The sequence below is a fragment of the Lysinibacillus sp. KCTC 33748 genome, from assembly GCF_002237755.1.
GTDB lineage: Bacteria > Bacillota > Bacilli > Bacillales_A > Planococcaceae > Lysinibacillus.
In genome coordinates, this window is record NZ_MWSJ01000004.1 from 1 (window position 1) to 17,532 (window position 17,532).

Consider the following 17,532-nt stretch of genomic DNA (forward strand, 5'->3'; position numbering starts at 1 on the left):
AAGAGCTGCCCGACCTATTCTTCACCTCTACTATATAAAAAAATAGTAGTACGAACCAATGCCTTGGTCTGCACTACTAATCTTAGTATGTTTTTATTGATCTAACAGCGCAGTTTAGTTGAACAAGAATATTGTTTTACCTAAAGTGAATACTACCTTTTAAAAAGGTAGGTGATTAGATGAAAAAGATATCAGTAATATTTTTATTGTTATTAATTAGTTTAACATCTGTTTTAACTTGGAAAAGACCACAGATAGCAGAGAATGTCAGTGCTGAAGAAATACATTCCGATTTTTATGATGTATTATTGGTATTATTAGACCCATATGCAAGGAACGTGATTAATAAGGAATATCCAAGTCGTAGTTATGCACTTTGGGATGCAGAAATATTAGAAATTAAACGACTAACTGGTGGATATTCTCAGTATGATTTTACAGTGAAAGTAAAATATGATACGTATACAGGTCCTTTTAACCCACCTGAAGGTCCTATTACATTAACCTTTCTTGTAACAACAGAAGGGGTTTCAGTAAAAGAAGTTCAAAAGTAAGTCCTTTTAAAGCTTTCTATCCTATTCAACTAACTGGGTGCGTTTCAATAATAAAATGAAACGCTCTTTTAAATTGTGTTTAGGTTCAATAACAATATGATAAGGAGTTTAACATTTGGGTGAACAGAGAAGAGAGACAGAAGAGATTAAAGGAAATTTTAGAGGTACGAAGACAAAAAGAAATTATCCAAGAAAGAATTGAAAAAGAGAATGAAGTAAAGGCTTTGCTTCAAGAAGTGTTCGGCGAATCGGAAGTATTTGAAATACAAGATTCTAATAAAAGTGATTTAATTGTAGAAGATTTTTCTGCAAATTTCCCATTTACATTTTGGAATCGAATTGACTGGAAAAATGTTAATATTAACCAAATCGAAGTGGTTGACCAAGAAATAACAAGTATTCCGTCACTTTTAATTTCTAAAGGATTAGATACATCAATTCCTATATATATCTTTTGGGGATACGATAGTCATCCATGTATAAAAACTAAATTGACTAATGAATTATTAAGTAATATTGAGGAGATTGTCTGGTTAGGAAGTGACTTATATATTTATTGCCTAACTCAGAAATATGTAATTGAATTCTTTCATGATGATACTGTTAATATCGGGTGGGTATAGGTGAACAAAGAATTTTTTTAACTTAACGATTCAAGAGTAAAAGCTACCCAAGTCAAAGGCAACTTTTCTTATTGATGAGCAGGATTGTTGAAAAAGATAGCGAACTTATTAAGCTAGTTAACTAAAACGTCTGAAGAGGATTGAAAAATGGAAAAAATAAATGAAATCATGGATTTACTCATTAATAAAGGCTTAGTCATAAATGATAATTTAGAAGTGAAGAGGTTAAAAAGTGGTACAACTGAGGGCATTTTATACACGATCCTGTGCAAAAATATGCCAATCTACGTGATAAAGATCGACGATCCTATGATAATATCTGCCACTGAGGAATTCCTGCTTGCATATAAAAAAGTGAAATTGTTGCCGGATGTTCTTTACACGGATCATAAAAAAGAATTTATTGTGTACTCTTTTATACCCGGAGAAACTCACTATAATCGAGGATCGAAAGTAGAATGGATGAACATTTTAACGAAAGAGTTATTCAATCATTATGAAAAGGTGGACAAAGACATTCCTTGGGGAAGAGTAAACGGGATTCATAGAATCTCCTGGTCAGACTTTAATCATAGTAGTTTTGAGTCTTCCAAAATGAATATAGGTAAGCTATTACCGAGCGAGGATCATAAAAGAGTAGAGTTATTGGTAAATATATTAAATACTTATCACGAGCAAGAGGAGAAGTATTACCTTCACGGTGATACGGGTGTTCATAATTTTGTATATTCTTATAATCAGTTAAAAGGCGTTATTGACCCATCACCTTTAATCGGACCAAAACTTTACGATTTCACCTATGCGTTTTGTTCTTCGCCAGATAGTTTAGACTTACATACACTTTTTTCATCGTTTTCGTTGTGGGACGGAAATGCAACTTTTACGAAAGAACGACTTTTGAATGAAGTTGTTTTTCAATTATATACACGTATTGGCGTGTGTATAAAAGTTCATCCGCACGATCTTAATGGTTATATGGAAGCATGGGAGGAATGGAGGAATTATCTTCATTAGTACTTACCGTGACAAAAGCTTATGAAAAATGAAAGAAAAGCCAATGTTTTGAAGTAACATTATTCAAAACGAAAAATTTTTTTACTGCAATACATTGTACCGAAGTTTGAGGTAGGGCGTAAATATAACGAAAAAGAAATCAATGAAATTTTAAAATCAACGAGCGTAAATAATTTTAGGTATCTTAATATTTCCATAAATCACATTAGTTGTCACTGATTTTTATATTAACTATACTTACGTTGTAGTCATATAGAAAGGGTGATTGGATGAGTAAGAACTTTATTATATTTGGAGCAAGCCAAGGATTAGGTGACGCATTTGTAAAGGGGTTACCATCAAAAGGGGATACAGTATGGGTGGTGTCTCGAACACGACCAAGTAGTTTAGATATAAATGATGGCGTAAATCGTAAATGGCTGGCTATTGATTTATCTAGTCAACAACATATTCCTGCTTTAAAAGAAACTTTACAAGGCGTTGCTATTGATGTATTAATTTATAATGTTGGCGTTTGGGAAAAGCGTGGTTTTGAAGATGACTATACGTTTGATAGCGATGAGATTGGGGATATAGCAAATTTAATTAATATTAATTTAACTTCCACAATTACATATATTCAGGCGCTATTACCTAATTTAAGACAGGCCGAAAATGGAAAAATAATTTTAATAGGATCGACAGCAGGTTTAGATCATACGAATAATGCGCAAGTTTCGTTTGTTACATCTAAATTTGGCTTGCGAGGTATTACAAATGCTTTACGCGAGCATTTGAGAAAAGATAAGATCACTGTAACGTGTATTAATCCAGGAGAAATGGCAGCTGAAGTACCTTTTGAAGAAGGAGCTGAAAAAGCAATTAAGTTGTATGAAGGTACACGTATTCCTGTACAAGATATTGTAGCCATTGTCCAATGTGTGATTAATTTATCACCAGTTTCATGTGTAAAGGAAATAAATATTCCTGCTATTACAGATATGAATGTATAAAAAAACGGCTCACATGTTGAACGATTCTGGTCAACATGTGAGCCTTTATTATTGTGAATGATGGAGCCCGTAAAGTTGTTTAGTTCGAGCAAAAACTCCTAGCCTACTGCCATAACAGCTTTCGAACTCCTTTGCTTTTATATTCTGGAATGAACAAATATAACATTCTCTATCGTGTAGTTACTATTCTAATCAATTTAACCCTCATTTTTTTCGGGAATTAAAACTTCTAACTCAAGAACATTACTATTAGTAAAAATGCCGCTTGAGAGCTCCAATACATAGATAGGGGTATTTTTCTTGTCGATAATGGATACTATTTGTTCCTCAAATTCTTCATCAGATTCACCAAAAATAAATATTGAACTATATTTACCTTCATTCATGATAAAGTCAGCTTTCCGTTCTGTTTCTATACATATATGATATTCATCTTCTTCAAAAACATAAATAATATCATTATAAAAAAATTGCTTTGATAATTGAAACTTAAACATATCTTTGGCGGATAAAGTTTCATTTGTTTTTAAAGTGATTATTTTTTCTAAATGTTTATTTTTTAAGTATTTTATTGAATTTTCTTTTTGGTTTGTAATATTTTCATAATGGTGATCAATTACCTTTTTTATTTTTTGTAGTTTGTTTATTTCGTCGGAAAGTGCTGTTGATTTTTCGTTTAATAACTTTAAATAATCATTTTTATCATACGAAGTTAAAACCTTTTTAATTTGTGCGATTGAAAGATTTAAGTTTCTTAACATTAATATTTGCGCAAGTTGATAAATTTCCTTCAGAGAATATTTTCGATACCTATTATGATCCGTGTAGGATGGAAATAAGAGCCCCTTTTCTTCGTAATATCGAATTTGATGATGACTGATATCAAATATTTTAGCCAATTGATTTATTGTAATTGTTTCATCCATAATATCCCTCTTCTCTAGATAAATATAAACTCTAGGGCTAGCCTAATGTCAACCAATAAACCTAAGATAAAACCTCAAACAGTTATCAATGAGAATGAAAAAAAGATTAATTCCATGCGATAAAGCTAACGGATTTTTTGGGGCAAATGAATGAAGTGGTGGACAAACAAAACTTGGTTTGACATTAGGTCAACCCTATAGTTTATAGTGATGGTGTATTAACAGAAGGAGGAACATTTATGACCGAACCGTTACAATCTAAACGGATTGATGGGCTAGATTTCGCTCGAGCCTTGGCTATGTTTGGGATGCTTATCGTCAACTTTAAAATTATTATGGGAGCTGCAGGGAGAGGACCGGATTGGCTTATATGGTTTACTGGACTTTTCGAAGGAAGGGCGTCTGCTACTTTTGTTACGTTGGCCGGTATCGGAGTTGCGTTGATGACAAGAAAAGCTAGAAATGGCGGTGAGCTTACTTCTATTAAAGAGATTAGGAAGAAATTCTGGAAACGTTCGGCTTTTCTCTTTATTCTTGGTTTGCTTTTATATGTTGCTGATTGGACTGGAGATATTCTCCACTATTATGGTGTTTATATGCTGATTGCATCCTTCCTTATCGTAGCTTCTACAAAGCTAATGATCATCCTATCTACTCTTTTTTTAATCACCTCGCAAGCCTTACAAGTGACAATGAATTATTTGAAAGGATGGCATCCAGAACAACCGTTTATGGAATATCTTGATTTTTGGACGATCGAAGGTTTTCTAAGAAATCTTTTGTTTAATGGATATCATCCAGTATTCCCTTGGATCTGCTTCTTTTTGCTTGGAATGATCCTTGGCAGACTTGATTTATCGAAGAAAGCTGTAAGAAACAAGATGTTGTTTATTTCTATAATTCTACTAATAGCAATAGAGGTACTTTCAAAAATATTAATACGACTATCGCTATTGGTGTTAGATGAAAATAGTGCTGAATTTTTGTTTCAAACAGGACCAATTCCACCAAACATTTTATATATCTTATCAAATTCAGCTTCTGCGATTATTGTCATCGTTGCTTCTATTTATATCGTAGAAAAGTTTGCTGGACAATGGGTGATAAAAGCACTTATTCAAACAGGACAATTAACACTAACGCATTATGTAAGCCATGTATTCATCGGTGTGGGCATATTGGCTTTATTCAATAGATTAGAAAAACAGACTTTAGCATTTTCATTAGTATTTACACTATTGTTTTTTGTAGCGAGTATTTTCTTTTCTGTTTTATGGAGAAATAGATTTAAAAGAGGGCCGATTGAATGGGTGATGAGAAAAATGACAGATTAGTAGGGGAAGTAGATTAAAAGGGAAGATTAGAAAGCGTTCCTCTAACAAGCGGGGACGCTTTCTACAAAAGAAGCAGGTTTTAGATATTTAATCCAATAAACAATCATATGATTCATCGGCAAAATTCTGAAGGTAATTTATGAATAAACCTGCATGATAACCATCACACACATCGTGGTACATTTGTATAGAAACAGTCAACACGCTAAATGAGCGATGAAGAGTTTGGGTTGCAACTCTTCACCACTCTAAAGGGGAGGGAGGTAAGCATGCTCAATCTTTGATTTGCGTTGCTTTAATTAATTCTAAATATTGAGAATCCCCTAAACCATATTGAGGGAAGAGTTTTAGTAAGTTTCGTACAATTTCATCGTGAGGTAGATGTTGATGTGTTTGGATATATTTTGTGATGTCGTTATCGTTTTTCAATAGTTCTAAATACAATTTGATTCCTTGATACATAACAGGCATCAGCTCTACATCTGGCATACGGTGGTCTATTAACACTGCTTCATATAGATCGTAATAGCTACCTAATGTTATGTCAGTTTCTTGCACATCATATGTTTGCTCTCTTACCGCATGATAGTAAATCGTTCCTTTGAATGCGGTTTGTTCTAAATACGCTAACACGGTTATTAAGTTCATCTGACAAAACATGTCTTCACCAAACCAAAGAACGATACATTGATATTTTTTTGAAAACAAGGTCTTTTCAAGTGGGGCAACTGTAATGGCTTCGTAATGCTCAAGTGAGACTTGATGTCCTGCTGCTCGAACCTGTTTGAAGGAGTCGCTAAAAATGGTTGTAACGGTGTCGTGTACACACATCGCCTCATTAAATGGTGCGTAATCGCTTTTTCCCATTAATTGTTGAGAACTGAATTCTTCGTACATATATTGACCATTTAAAATGTTTAATACTTCATGATCAAAATGTTCATCCACATGTTTTTGTAAATCTTCAATTCTTAATTTTTTTGAAATATCCATATAATAACTCCTCGCTTCATTCATAGTGAGTTTTACATAAGATTGCAATGGTTCAGGGCATAAACGAAAGGTATTAGGGGTAACGCCGAATATTTCCTTGAAAGCTCGGGAAAATGCTTCTTGCGATGAATAGCCATGTTTAATCGCTATTTCAATGATCCTTTCATCTGTTTCACTAAGACTGATTGAAGAAAGATAGGTTTTTCTAAGGGTCATATAGCGTTTAATGCTAATGCCAGTGATTTGATGAAATTTAAAGGAACAGTAATAAGAAGAATAGCCCATTGCTTCACTTAGTTTCATCAGGGAAAACCCCTCAAACAGATGTGCTTCAATCCAATCAATCATCTCCTGAATCATGTTGTTCATCATGCATCACTCCTATAGTTAAGTATAGTGAAGAATTGAAATGGGTTTTGATATTCGTTGTGTTTTTTGAGTGAGACGAACTGGCTTCAGCGATAAGTGTTTATCACCGTAATGTGGGTTGATTTCGGTTCTGATTGGGCGCATTGTTGCTGCCGCAACGTTTTCACACAGTTAAAACAATTGCCGTTTCGCTAGCGCTCCAATCAACTTATATAAATGATATACGTTTTAAAGTATCTCCAACGTGTTGTGATGAGTTCTATAAATAAAGAACGAATTTAACAATATAAATATTAATAGATTCGTCATCTTGTCGGCAACAGAATAAAAATTATTGTGTATGCATTAACAAAGGTTTTTTTCCACTCTGAGTGACGTTTTTTATCATACACAACGCGTGTTTTGATGTGTGATATGTTTTGTAAATTTTCCTTTGAATTATTTCTTGTCTAAAAGTGATTGAATATAGATTTCGGTCATTTTAATTTGTTCTTTCCGTAATGAAAGGAGCCAATCTGGCGGCCGTCATCCTTTTTAAATTAAAATTATTGACCGTTCCGTTAGGTTTATAGGTGAACCAATTGCTTATTAGAGTATACACGTATGAAAAGAAAGTAAATTGAATTTGAAACATACAATGTATCTAATTAGCTTTGAAATTCAATTTTAAGAAGGAGAGAATAGATGAAAAAAAGAAAATTGTTTATTTTTGCGATATTACTAGGATTGTTAACGCTCTTTATAAGTTTTAGTCAATTTTTAAGTCCTTCTCAAGAAGAAATGGGGAAAACAGAAAAGGATTTTTCATCGGAACAAGCGCTTGAGTATTTAAAAGAAGTAGCAAAGGAACCACATCCAATAGGATCTCCTGCGAATAAAAGGGTAAGGGATTATATTGTCAAACACTTTCAAAATCTCGATATTCCTGTTGAAATTCAAACGAAGCCAGTGAAGGATATTAGAGATGAAAAGAAAGCTGCAGAAATAGGTGCTGAACATGTTGAAAATATTATTGCAAAGATCCAAGGGACATCCGGTGATGATAATGCAGTTTTATTAACAGCTCATTATGATTCTGAAACTGAAACTCCTGGAGCGTCAGATGATGGTTATGGTGTAGTTACAATTATGGAAACAGCCAGAGCATTAAAACAAATGCCGGCACCTAAAAATACAATTTATTTTGTTCTAACAGACGGTGAGGAGCAAGGTTTACTTGGGGCGAGTGCTTTTAAAGATCGTGGGGATGTATTAGATAAAGTAAGCGTTATGTTAAACTTCGAAGCAAGAGGCAATACGGGAGTACCGATTATGTTTGAAACGAGTTCAAATAATTTGAATTTAGTGCAATTGTATAAAGAAATCGTACCATACCCCGTTGCTTACTCATTTGCTTCTGAAATGTATAAAAAGATGCCGAACGATACAGATTTTACGGAATTAAAAGTGACAAAAAAATCAGGCTATAATTTTGCAAATATGGATGGAGTACAGGCATATCATGCAGAGATAGATCGTGTGGAAAATATTGATGCGGCAACACTTCGTCACTTTGGTAGCTATGCTTTTCCTTTAGTGAAAAAGTATATGATGATGGATGCAAAAGAGTTTCAAGCTTTAGAGGAAAGTGATAGTAATGCAATTTACTTCCCATTAATGAAAAAAACATTAGTCGTGTATTCCGAAAAATTAGTCATGCCATTGATGATTGTTTTACTTGTCTTAACAGCAGCAACATTCTTTTTGAGCTTTAAAAAGCGAGTGACACAGATTAAGGGATTTGTTTTTAGTTTATTAGCGATGATGGGTAGTCTAGTTACTATTTTCATCTTCTATTTCCTTCTAATTCGTCTTTCAACAAGTGTATTTTACGGAGAAATACTTGAAGATAACCTGATTATGTTTGGTACTTATGATTCGACGATTCTTACGTTGATGGTCCTACTCGCTATTGTGTTTTGTTTCTTTTTTGCGAAGTGGATTTCAAAAAAATATGGTTCTACGAATTTTGCAATGAGTACGCAAGTTTTATGGATTGTATTAGCTGTGATCACAAGTTTTACGTACAAAGGTATTAGTTACGCATTTACGATTCCAGGGATCATTAGTTTGCTGTTGATTTTACCGATCATATTAAAAGTGAAGTGGGCGAAGGCTTTGTATCATTATGTAGCAGTTGCAGGCTTGACAGTTCCATGTATTCTATTACTTGCGCCAATTATGTATCTGATATATGTTGCACTAACAATTAGTATCGCACCTATAATAGCTATTTTAACGGCAATCATTACATTCCCAATAGTAGCAATTGTGAATTGGTTAATGGCAATTGATGATGATGAATAGAAAGGTTTTTTAATAAAAAAGAGGAGAAAAGTGAATTCGTTTTTCTCCTTTTCTTAGTGTGAGCAAAATGATTAATTCAGGAAAAATGAATGATAAAGTAAAGTAGATACTGAGCTATACAACATACAAATTACATTTTTAAATCTACATATTGAATTATAATTTTTGATAGTGACTAAAGAGGCTTTCTACTTTATCCTGAATGATTTGTTTTAATGATTCAGGCTTCACTGATTTAACACTATGACCGTACCTCATAAAATAGTTAGCGATAAATTCCTCTTCGCCGGGATTATAAAAGCCCTTCACAACTGTTTTATCACCAATTTCTATTTTCATAGAAGGATAATGTTCTTTATAAAAAATATCCTTTGCTTGTGCTAAAATTTCTACCTCAAAGTCAATGCTCTTCTCAGATTGATAAATTTCTAGTGACCGACAAATAAGCTCATCAAAAGAAAATTGAGAATTAAGTTCTTCTTCTATGAAGGTTATTTTATCGCATCTGAAAACTCTATATTTATGCGTATCGAACTCTATTCCAGTAGCATACCATTGACCAAACTTAGCGGAAATTTTGAAAAATTGAACGTTGTAACTTTTTTGCTCGTTATTTTTTAAATATTGTATTTTACAGCTACTTTCATTAAGAATGCTTTTTAAAATTTTATCTAAAAAATGGCTAACATTAGTATGCTGATTTACTTCAAATTGCAGAACTTTTTTCATTTTGTGAATTTGTTGTATTTGATTGTTTGATAGACAGTTTTCAAACTTTTCATTCAGTTTATGAACACTTAAATGGAATGGGGTAGATTGATAAGATTCTAACGTCAGCATGGCGAAGTACAGAGCATATATTTCATCAATTGTAAAAATAATAGGGGATAACAATCTATTTTTTAAGATCCCATAACGTCCATGCCTGCCATGCTCTGCAAAAATGGGCATACCCAATTGTTCTAATGAACTAATATCACGCAGAGCTGTACTTTTGGAAATATTGTATTTAGCCATTAGATCACTTAAATTAAAGTACTCCCGACTGTTCAAGTATCTAATCATGTCATTTAATCTTTCTGATTTCTTCATGGGAACCCCCTTAAAGGTGTCATGTTTTGATACCTTTACATCTTAAAATAAGGTCAAGGTAATATCAATTGAAAAGATATTTACCTAAAATTATTTTATATAGGAGATTGAACTATGAGTACAACACTAGAAGTAGCTATTTTTTTATCGATGAACGGAAGAGCTAAAGAAGCGGTCGATTTTTACAAAAAGCATTTTAACGCAGAGGAATTGTTACTTGTTACTTATGAAGATATGGCTAAACGTGACAGCTCGCTGCAGCTTACTGAAGAGAATAAAGATTATATTACTCATTCCGTTTTAACAATCGGAAAAACAAAGGTCATGTTGGCAGAAGATACAATGGATGGATCAGAAAAATATGTAGTGGGAAACAACACTTCATTGTGTATTCAAAGTGCGGACTTAGAAGAAATCGAACATTTTTACAAGAGTTTGACGACAGATGGGAGAGTGAGAATCATTGTTCCGCTATCGAGTAATGTTTTTAGTAAAGCATACGGTATACTTGAAGACCCGTTTGGTATCCAAATACAATTAATGTATGATAATCGATTACAGTAACAAATAGTATTTGGTTCGTCGTTGCTCGCTTAGTAAAAGACGTGCAAAAAGCTGGGGAAGTTTACCCAGCTTTTTATCTTGCTTAAATCGATCCTTTTCTAATATTTCATTGGAATTGAAGAGGCCGCGCTATAAAAAAAGCCACCGATAATGGCAATTATTAAATATCATATTGAATTTTAAACTTGAAAATCTCATCAACAGCTTTGTGATACCCACCTGATTGTTGGAAGCATTCTTTAATGTTTGCAACAGCTTTATGGATGGAAGGGGTGTTTAACACATGATTGGCAGCTTCATTTAGTTGATTAGCTGTCAAACTTTCCATTTGTAATTGAATACCTGCTCCGATGTTAGTCACTTGCTTAGCGATGATCGGCTGATCCGCACTTAGTGGGATCACGATTAGCGGAACCCCATTATAGAGAGCTTCGTTGGTGCTATTCATGCCGCCATGTGTAATAAATAATTTAGTGTATTGTAGCAATTCGGTTTGTGGAACATAATTTTTCACTATGAAGTTTTCAGGGATTTCTCCTAATGCATCAAGTGGGGTTTGTTCCCCAATCGACATGACAACGGTATGCTCAGTATTCCCGAATGCCTTCAAACATAGCTTATAGAAATCAATGGCTTGATTTAAAACAGTACCGAGTGAAATGTAGATAGGGCTTTTTCCTTCGAATGCAGTAAGGTCGAAGTCTTCTTGCGATAATCGTGAAGAAATAGATGGGCCTACAAATTTATATGTTTGGTCAAAAGCTTCTCCAGTAGGTTGAAATTCTCTAGTTGTATAAACGATTGTAAGCGGTGCAGGATTACAAAAAACTTCATAAGGTGAACTGATTTCAACACCATATGTTTCTTTGATTTTTGTTGTCAGGTTTAGAAAATCAGCATTTATTCTTGTTAAAACTTCAGTCGGGACATTTTGTGAAAGATGTTCTATTGTTTGATCGAATGATAGTTTGGTCTCTGCAAAAGATGTACATGAATTGATTGCTGGCAGCTTCAGGATTTTAGCAAGTAAATGCCCGCAGCCAAACATAGAATCATGGATGATGTAATCAAAATGTTCTCCTTTAATCTGTTCAAGTACGCTAGGGATGACGATATCTGCAGTAAGTAAAAGTCCATTGACCCTTTCGAGCAAATGATTTCTTCCGCCTGAGATAAAGGCTTTAATAAATTTTTGCCCATCAAATGTGCGCACAGTCGCTCCTGTCTTCTCAATACGCTCTCGAAAAGCTTCTATCGTAAAGAACACGACCTCTTCTCCTCGCGAAATGAGCTCCTGCACAACGCCAATCGTTGGATTGATATGTCCTTCTGATCCAGCGTTAATAAATAAAACACGTGCCAATTTTACCACTCCTTAGGTAAAGGTATATTCAAGATGGTGTAAGAGTAAGAGATGCTGTCCCTTATCATTGCTTAACCATGGTAAAACACAGTGAGTTCTTTTAGCAAGTTTGATTGTGTATCTTTTTAGATGATTAGCCTATGCATTAAAGGCAGTATTTTATTTGTACCGAAAACGAAGCGTCAGGTACAAGATTCCTACCTTACAATTTGGCGAAAGCAAAGAAGATAGGTGGAAGATGAACTGCCAGTAAATGCCCAATTGGTGAAGACTAATAATTAGTGGGGGAAGAAGTAAATCCCGCACTGTTTAAAGTTTCACTTTATTATGGTAAGCGAACAAATTATGGAGGGCGTTATCTACTTCTCTGTTACTAGAATACGTAAAGTTACTCATCCCAACTGCAAAAATTGATTCAGATAGTTGTCTATCACAAGGGAATCTTGTTCGTTTTGTCCGATTCCAAAGCAATGTCCCCATTTGGATTCGATTCGCTGATAAATAGCATTAGGCATATGTTTCACTTCATATTCATTATCCTCAGGAGGGAAGAACAGATCAGTCGATCCTGGCATAACAAGAGCATGAGCAGTGATCTTGTTTAATGCCTGTTCAAAATTTCTGTTGTCTTCGGTGTTAGCGCTAATATCTCCGGTGATTCCTGTACGGAGCATAGCGATCAAATCGTTGGCATCAAAAGAAAGGAATACTTGATCCCAATAGTCTTCCAAATATGCTTTTAATGTCGAGTATCCCTCTGCCTGATAGAGTTGCTCTAAATAATAAGCCTGAGAAAACCCCCATGGAGCATAGGCGCGTCCCATCGCGGCAAGTCCTGCTACAGGCTGACTATCATAGAAGCCTTCCTTCCAATTGGAGTCCACTTGCAATGCTGCGATAAGTCCCTCAAAAACAACTTGAGCATGTGGTCTCGTTTTTGCTGTTCCGCCAAACGGTGCAATACGGTCGACCATCTCAGGATAACTAGTTCCCCATTGAAAGGTTTGCAGTGCCCCCAGTGACCAGCCAACGACTAGAGCAATTTTTGAAATACCAAATTTCTTGGTTACGAGCTGATGTTGTAGTCGGACATTGTCATAAATCGTTATGAGCGGAAAATTCGCTCTGTCAAAAGGGGCTGGTGTATTGCTTGGGGAGGAAGATAGACCATTTCCAAGCATATTAGGCACAATAATAAAATATTTGTCAGGGTCGAGTGCTTTACCGGGACCAATAAGCCACTCATTATCGGTGTGTTGGCCAGCAAACCAAGTAGGATAGACAATTACATTGGACTTTGCAGAATTTAAAGTTCCATAGGTTTTATAGGCAAGAAAGGCTTGAGGTAGCTTTTGACCCGATTGCAGTATGACATCTCCCAGTGAATAAATTTCGTAATCTTTCATGAGTCGAATCTCCTTTGTTATACAAGATTTGGTGTTGAAGCTTGATTTTTACTCTACGACACTGCTACCATCAAATCAACGAAACGTTTTTGATTGTAACATTCAATTTTTTTGAACTTAAGAGGTGTTATCAATGGAAATCCGCCAGCTTAAAACATTTTGGACGCTTGCTTCCACATGCAGTTTTAGCCGCACTGCCGAAGTTTTGAACTATGTTCCGTCTACTGTAACTATGCAAATCAAGGCTTTAGAGGAAGAATTGGGTGTAAAACTATTGGATCGCTTGGGCAAGAGTGTTGTATTAACAGATGCGGGGCACCAGTTGTTGCCCTATGCTAACAAAATTTTAAATGATGTTGAGGAAGCTCGGTATGTCTCAAGTCAGAGCGGAGAAATAACTGGTACGGTGATAATCGGTGCAGACGAAGTGCTCTGTACATATCGCTTACCCGCTTTGCTCCGGCTTTTTCGTGAACAATATCCGCACGTTCGTCTTTTATTTAGACCCTTGTCTAGTGATAATTTGAAACAGAGTCTGAGAGAAGGTAATGTTGATGTGGTCTTTATGCTGGATGAACCTGTCAAATCTACAGATCTTCATACAGAGCTTTTAATGGACGAACTATTTCTTATGGTAGTTTCACCCGACCATCCATTAGCTACACGGTCTACATTAAGCATTGAAGACTTTAATAGAGAGCAAATTTTATTAAGTGAAAAAGGTTGCTCTTATCGGACTTTCTTCTATCGAACGTTACTGAGAAAGGGTGCCGACAGCTTAACTGAACTAGAGTTTAATAGTGCAGAGGCCATTAAACAATGCGCTATGGTTGGGCTTGGCATTGCCTTACTACCGGAAATGGCTATAAAGGGAGAGGTGGAGCGGGGAGAACTGATTGCTTTACCTTGGGATTTATCGGAAATACGATTTGCTACTCAAATGCTGTGGCATCAAGAAAAATGGATGTCACCATCGATAAGAGCCTTTATCGAATTGGCAAGAAGCGTATTAAAAATGAGTCTAGATAATAGCAAATGAAATATCCCGAATGTACAGGTGTAAACGATTTATTTCTCTGCCACCATATATAAATCGGATAGAAGTGGGAAAGGTCGAATTCAGAGGTTCATTTAAAACACTGAATCGGCCTTTTTTCGGAAGTGGGCATGTGAAGGCACTATGAAAGGGAGGGGAGAAAACCAAAAAGATTAGAAAGGTGTAGGGGGAATATGGTATTTTTGTATATAATTAAAATTATAGAGGGGGGATAAGTATGCCTTTATTTTCACAGACGATAACTGACTATTGGAAGTCGCAATTTTTATACGGAGACATTATCTATAATGATGAAAACTTTACGATTACTATCAACCCTGATCTAAGCGAAGACAATCGGCTCATGACGCTGGAAACGACTGACGGCCAGTTTTGGGCAGTTTTGACGCCTGAGATGGCTGATAAGTTAGCCCTTTCTAAAGAACAAAAACTGACTGGTCATGTCTTCCATCGGAAATTAGTGGAAGCGGGAGTCATGCTACATGGTGCAGATTATATTTTTTATTTTTCAGTGGCCGAAAAGAACGTTTTGCAGCAAGAAAGTTTGGAAGGCACATTGCGCCAATTAACAGAGCAAGATGATGCAGTATTCTCTGAGTTCGAGTCCTCCGCGTCGGAACAAGACTTGGATGATGCTTATGTGGAGTTGAATCATTGGGCCGTGTACGGTTCTTTTGAGCATGACCGATTAGTTTGTGCTGCCAGCATGTATCCTTGGAAAGAAGGAGCGCAAATTGCAGACCTCGGCGTACTGACTTTGAGATCTTTTAGAGGAAAAGGTCATGCTCGCAAAGTAGTGCGTTCAATTAGTAAGTACGCCTTTGAGCAGGGTTACGAAACACAGTACAGATGCCAGCTAGATAACGAGGCTTCAACGTTTCTAGCTAAAGCCGCTGGTTTGACGCTGTTTGGAAAGTGGGATGTCATTTCTCCTGATTGTACTGTCGGAAAGTCGCGGTAGGATAGAATCTACAGGAATTTCCTTGGAGTAGACCAGTTGATAGTTAAACCTATTTTTTCTGTGATGGGAAAAATAGGTTTATTGATTATAGAAGTTGTAGTATCGTATGTTTTAGGTCATAACGTATATAGAATGTTAAAGGATGGGAAAATGTACACAATTGGGCAAGTAGCTAATTTTTTAGGCGTATCTAGAGATACCTTGAAATTTTATGAGGAAAAGGATTTAGTAAAGCCAAAGCAAAATATTGAGAATGGGTATAGAAAATATAGTCATTTTGATATTTATGACATTACAACAGTAAATTTCTATCGAGAAATTGATATTGAAATTAAAAAAATCCAGGAATTAAGAAAGAGTAAGAGTATCGATGGAATTCAGTCATTATTAGAAGAAAAAGAACAAGAGGTTTTACTGGAAATAGAATATAAAAAACTGCTATTGAAAAAGATTCAAATAGTAAAAGAAGATTGTAAGAAAATCAAACAATTTTTAGGAGAATACATAGTTAAGGAAATGAAACCTTTAGCACTAAAGGGAGAGATTGAACATTTTACTGCGTATGAAGAATATGACACTTTAAAAAAGAATGCAGACAGCTTAAAAAAAGCAGTTACGCTTACATCTTTAAGAAGAGTTATCCAATTCAACGAAGAAGGTATTTTAGAAGATAAGTTTATAATTGTACGAAAAGTGGAAGGCCTAGATGAAGAAATTGAAGGCAAAATTCTATCTCATCCAACATGTGTTTATACAATTATTGAAGATGGAAGATGGTCAACTGGTGGGAAAAATATTGATCAACTCGTGGAAGCGAATTTAAGAAAGTTTGCAATAGAAGAAGGGTATGAACTATTGGGGCAAGTTTATATAAATCTATTACTGACTACTTATGAAGATGGACTGGAACGGGTGTTTTTAGAGATTTATGCACCGATCAAGTGATCCTTATTGTATTTCCGCCCATTTGCTAAAGAGGCGAACGTTATTCAACTTAATTTCAAGTAGGAAGATCCATTTATTTAGGGGTTCTTCCTTTTTTTGAATTTAATACTTGAAAACTTGGCAGTCATAGTGTACTATTCAACTAGTACACTATGAAGCGAAGCAAGGCTTTTTTAGATTAATTCATTTATAGACGATTCGAGATGTTCGAATAAGGGTGCTGGCAATAATAGCTTTACAATACTAGAAATATTTAATGAATTGAAAAGGAGATTATAATGAAAAGATTTACTTTATATGTAGTAATGGCATTCACAATTGTGGTCATGTATGCTTGTTCACACGATACAATGCCTAAAGAAAGCAATAAAGAAAGTAAGGAAAATACCGCTAGCAATGTACCTGTTAAAATTCCAGACGATCTATTTGTTTCTACTAAAAAGAATGAAACTATTAGTGAAGATGAAATGAAAGCAAGTATAAAAAAGTATATGGATTATAGTCATGTAATCGATAAAGAAATGCAAACAATCGTTTATAAATATGAGGATGCGAATGAATCAGATCGGGAAAAATTAAAAAAATTAATGGATGAAGGAAAAAAGAATGATGCAAATTTCAATGATTTTTTAAGTAATAATACGATCCCTGAAGATTATAAAGAACCTTCAAAGACAATTTACGAATTTGTTTCATCCATCAGGGAAACTTTAACTCAATTTGAAGAGGAAATTGTTGGAGCGGTTGAAAATGGTAGTTTGACAGAGATATCAGATTTTGCTTCAGAGCATTTTTCTAAAGCGAATGGAAGGCAGCAATTAAAAATTGAAAAGTTTTTAGACGAGAAAAATATAAAAACTACATATTTTGATGAATAGAAAGAATATATTTTTTACCCTTCATGTTTTTGAAGGGTATTTTTTTCGTCGAATTTTTTGGTGGTAAAAGTATTGACCTGTGAGCAACCCCTAGGTTTAAGCTAAAGATATTCTA

At 34.9% G+C, this 17,532-nt stretch carries 18 protein-coding genes; 12 read left to right on the plus strand and 6 right to left on the minus strand.

Going from position 1 to position 17,532, the window contains the following annotated elements; all coding sequences use genetic code 11:
* Positions 1-179 precede the first annotated feature (179 nt).
* The 5 genes from B1B04_RS07635 to B1B04_RS07655 all read left to right on the plus strand — a co-directional run bounded on the left by B1B04_RS07635 (position 180) and on the right by B1B04_RS07655 (position 3,183).
* Positions 180-554, plus strand: coding sequence for a DUF3888 domain-containing protein (locus B1B04_RS07635; protein WP_079560876.1), 375 nt, complete (start codon positions 180-182; stop codon positions 552-554).
* Positions 555-673: 119 nt separating this feature from the next.
* Positions 674-1,177, plus strand: coding sequence for a CDI toxin immunity protein (locus B1B04_RS07640; protein WP_079560877.1), 504 nt, complete (start codon positions 674-676; stop codon positions 1,175-1,177).
* Between the two features lie 147 nt (positions 1,178-1,324).
* Positions 1,325-2,191, plus strand: a complete 867-nt coding sequence (locus B1B04_RS07645; RefSeq protein WP_079560878.1) for a hypothetical protein — start codon at positions 1,325-1,327, stop codon at positions 2,189-2,191.
* A 75-nt stretch (positions 2,192-2,266) separates the two neighbouring features.
* Complete coding sequence (locus B1B04_RS07650; protein ID WP_079561148.1) at positions 2,267-2,410, plus strand: DUF2087 domain-containing protein; 144 nt, start codon at positions 2,267-2,269, stop codon at positions 2,408-2,410.
* A 50-nt stretch (positions 2,411-2,460) separates the two neighbouring features.
* Positions 2,461-3,183 carry an SDR family NAD(P)-dependent oxidoreductase gene (locus tag B1B04_RS07655; protein ID WP_079560879.1) on the plus strand — a complete coding sequence of 241 codons (723 nt, stop codon included), beginning with the start codon at positions 2,461-2,463 and terminating at the stop codon, positions 3,181-3,183.
* A gap of 197 nt (positions 3,184-3,380) precedes the next feature.
* Here the strand turns inward: B1B04_RS07655 and B1B04_RS07660 are convergent, their stop codons facing one another.
* Positions 3,381-4,109, minus strand: a complete 729-nt coding sequence (locus tag B1B04_RS07660; protein ID WP_079560880.1) for a helix-turn-helix domain-containing protein — start codon at positions 4,107-4,109, stop codon at positions 3,381-3,383.
* A gap of 239 nt (positions 4,110-4,348) precedes the next feature.
* On the opposite strand from B1B04_RS07660, the gene B1B04_RS07665 reads away from it, so the two are divergent.
* Positions 4,349-5,443, plus strand: a complete 1,095-nt coding sequence (locus tag B1B04_RS07665) for a DUF418 domain-containing protein (protein WP_079560881.1) — start codon at positions 4,349-4,351, stop codon at positions 5,441-5,443.
* 87 nt (positions 5,444-5,530) lie between these two features.
* Here the strand turns inward: B1B04_RS07665 and B1B04_RS07670 are convergent, their stop codons facing one another.
* Both B1B04_RS07670 and B1B04_RS07675 read right to left on the minus strand, forming a co-directional pair.
* A complete protein-coding gene (locus B1B04_RS07670) occupies positions 5,531-5,647 on the minus strand; it encodes a CatA-like O-acetyltransferase (protein WP_481817176.1) in 117 nt (38 codons plus the stop codon).
* A gap of 69 nt (positions 5,648-5,716) precedes the next feature.
* Positions 5,717-6,805: a helix-turn-helix transcriptional regulator gene (locus B1B04_RS07675; protein ID WP_079560882.1), complete on the minus strand. Its 1,089-nt coding sequence runs from the start codon at positions 6,803-6,805 to the stop codon at positions 5,717-5,719.
* Between the two features lie 684 nt (positions 6,806-7,489).
* Here B1B04_RS07675 and B1B04_RS07680 point away from each other — a divergent pair.
* Positions 7,490-9,151 (plus strand): M28 family peptidase, encoded by a 1,662-nt coding sequence (locus B1B04_RS07680; RefSeq protein WP_079560883.1) that lies wholly within the window; start codon positions 7,490-7,492, stop codon positions 9,149-9,151.
* 156 nt (positions 9,152-9,307) lie between these two features.
* Here the strand turns inward: B1B04_RS07680 and B1B04_RS07685 are convergent, their stop codons facing one another.
* Positions 9,308-10,243, minus strand: coding sequence for a helix-turn-helix transcriptional regulator (locus B1B04_RS07685; protein WP_079560884.1), 936 nt, complete (start codon positions 10,241-10,243; stop codon positions 9,308-9,310).
* A gap of 114 nt (positions 10,244-10,357) precedes the next feature.
* On the opposite strand from B1B04_RS07685, the gene B1B04_RS07690 reads away from it, so the two are divergent.
* Positions 10,358-10,807 carry a VOC family protein gene (locus B1B04_RS07690; RefSeq protein ID WP_079560885.1) on the plus strand — a complete coding sequence of 150 codons (450 nt, stop codon included), beginning with the start codon at positions 10,358-10,360 and terminating at the stop codon, positions 10,805-10,807.
* A 160-nt stretch (positions 10,808-10,967) separates the two neighbouring features.
* On the opposite strand, the gene B1B04_RS07695 is transcribed toward B1B04_RS07690, so the two are convergent.
* Both B1B04_RS07695 and B1B04_RS07700 read right to left on the minus strand, forming a co-directional pair.
* Positions 10,968-12,170 (minus strand): macrolide family glycosyltransferase, encoded by a 1,203-nt coding sequence (locus B1B04_RS07695; protein ID WP_079560886.1) that lies wholly within the window; start codon positions 12,168-12,170, stop codon positions 10,968-10,970.
* Between the two features lie 392 nt (positions 12,171-12,562).
* Complete coding sequence (locus tag B1B04_RS07700) at positions 12,563-13,576, minus strand: alpha/beta fold hydrolase (protein WP_079560887.1); 1,014 nt, start codon at positions 13,574-13,576, stop codon at positions 12,563-12,565.
* A 133-nt stretch (positions 13,577-13,709) separates the two neighbouring features.
* Here B1B04_RS07700 and B1B04_RS07705 point away from each other — a divergent pair, with 133 nt between their 5' ends.
* The 4 genes from B1B04_RS07705 (at position 13,710) to B1B04_RS07720 (ending at position 17,417) form a co-directional block, all read left to right on the plus strand.
* Positions 13,710-14,615, plus strand: a complete 906-nt coding sequence (locus B1B04_RS07705) for a LysR family transcriptional regulator (RefSeq protein ID WP_079560888.1) — start codon at positions 13,710-13,712, stop codon at positions 14,613-14,615.
* 235 nt (positions 14,616-14,850) lie between these two features.
* Positions 14,851-15,594: a GNAT family N-acetyltransferase gene (locus B1B04_RS07710; protein ID WP_079560889.1), complete on the plus strand. Its 744-nt coding sequence runs from the start codon at positions 14,851-14,853 to the stop codon at positions 15,592-15,594.
* A 150-nt stretch (positions 15,595-15,744) separates the two neighbouring features.
* Positions 15,745-16,539, plus strand: a complete 795-nt coding sequence (locus tag B1B04_RS07715; RefSeq protein ID WP_079561150.1) for a MerR family transcriptional regulator — start codon at positions 15,745-15,747, stop codon at positions 16,537-16,539.
* Between the two features lie 278 nt (positions 16,540-16,817).
* Entirely contained in the window at positions 16,818-17,417 is a 600-nt protein-coding gene (locus tag B1B04_RS07720; protein WP_079560890.1) for an NDxxF motif lipoprotein, read from the plus strand.
* Positions 17,418-17,532 lie beyond the last annotated feature (115 nt).

Coding starts and splice junctions, on each gene's coding strand:
- B1B04_RS07680 (WP_079560883.1), top strand. CDS start 7,490: ATGAAAAAAAGAAAATTGTTTATTTTTGCGATATTACTAGGATTGTTA.
- B1B04_RS07710 (WP_079560889.1), top strand. CDS start 14,851: ATGCCTTTATTTTCACAGACGATAACTGACTATTGGAAGTCGCAATTT.
- B1B04_RS07635 (WP_079560876.1), top strand. CDS start 180: ATGAAAAAGATATCAGTAATATTTTTATTGTTATTAATTAGTTTAACA.
- B1B04_RS07720 (WP_079560890.1), top strand. CDS start 16,818: ATGAAAAGATTTACTTTATATGTAGTAATGGCATTCACAATTGTGGTC.
- B1B04_RS07665 (WP_079560881.1), top strand. CDS start 4,349: ATGACCGAACCGTTACAATCTAAACGGATTGATGGGCTAGATTTCGCT.
- B1B04_RS07645 (WP_079560878.1), top strand. CDS start 1,325: ATGGAAAAAATAAATGAAATCATGGATTTACTCATTAATAAAGGCTTA.
- B1B04_RS07655 (WP_079560879.1), top strand. CDS start 2,461: ATGAGTAAGAACTTTATTATATTTGGAGCAAGCCAAGGATTAGGTGAC.
- B1B04_RS07660 (WP_079560880.1), bottom strand. CDS start 4,109: ATGGATGAAACAATTACAATAAATCAATTGGCTAAAATATTTGATATC.
- B1B04_RS07700 (WP_079560887.1), bottom strand. CDS start 13,576: ATGAAAGATTACGAAATTTATTCACTGGGAGATGTCATACTGCAATCG.
- B1B04_RS07705 (WP_079560888.1), top strand. CDS start 13,710: ATGGAAATCCGCCAGCTTAAAACATTTTGGACGCTTGCTTCCACATGC.
- B1B04_RS07690 (WP_079560885.1), top strand. CDS start 10,358: ATGAGTACAACACTAGAAGTAGCTATTTTTTTATCGATGAACGGAAGA.
- B1B04_RS07715 (WP_079561150.1), top strand. CDS start 15,745: ATGTACACAATTGGGCAAGTAGCTAATTTTTTAGGCGTATCTAGAGAT.
- B1B04_RS07675 (WP_079560882.1), bottom strand. CDS start 6,805: ATGAACAACATGATTCAGGAGATGATTGATTGGATTGAAGCACATCTG.
- B1B04_RS07685 (WP_079560884.1), bottom strand. CDS start 10,243: ATGAAGAAATCAGAAAGATTAAATGACATGATTAGATACTTGAACAGT.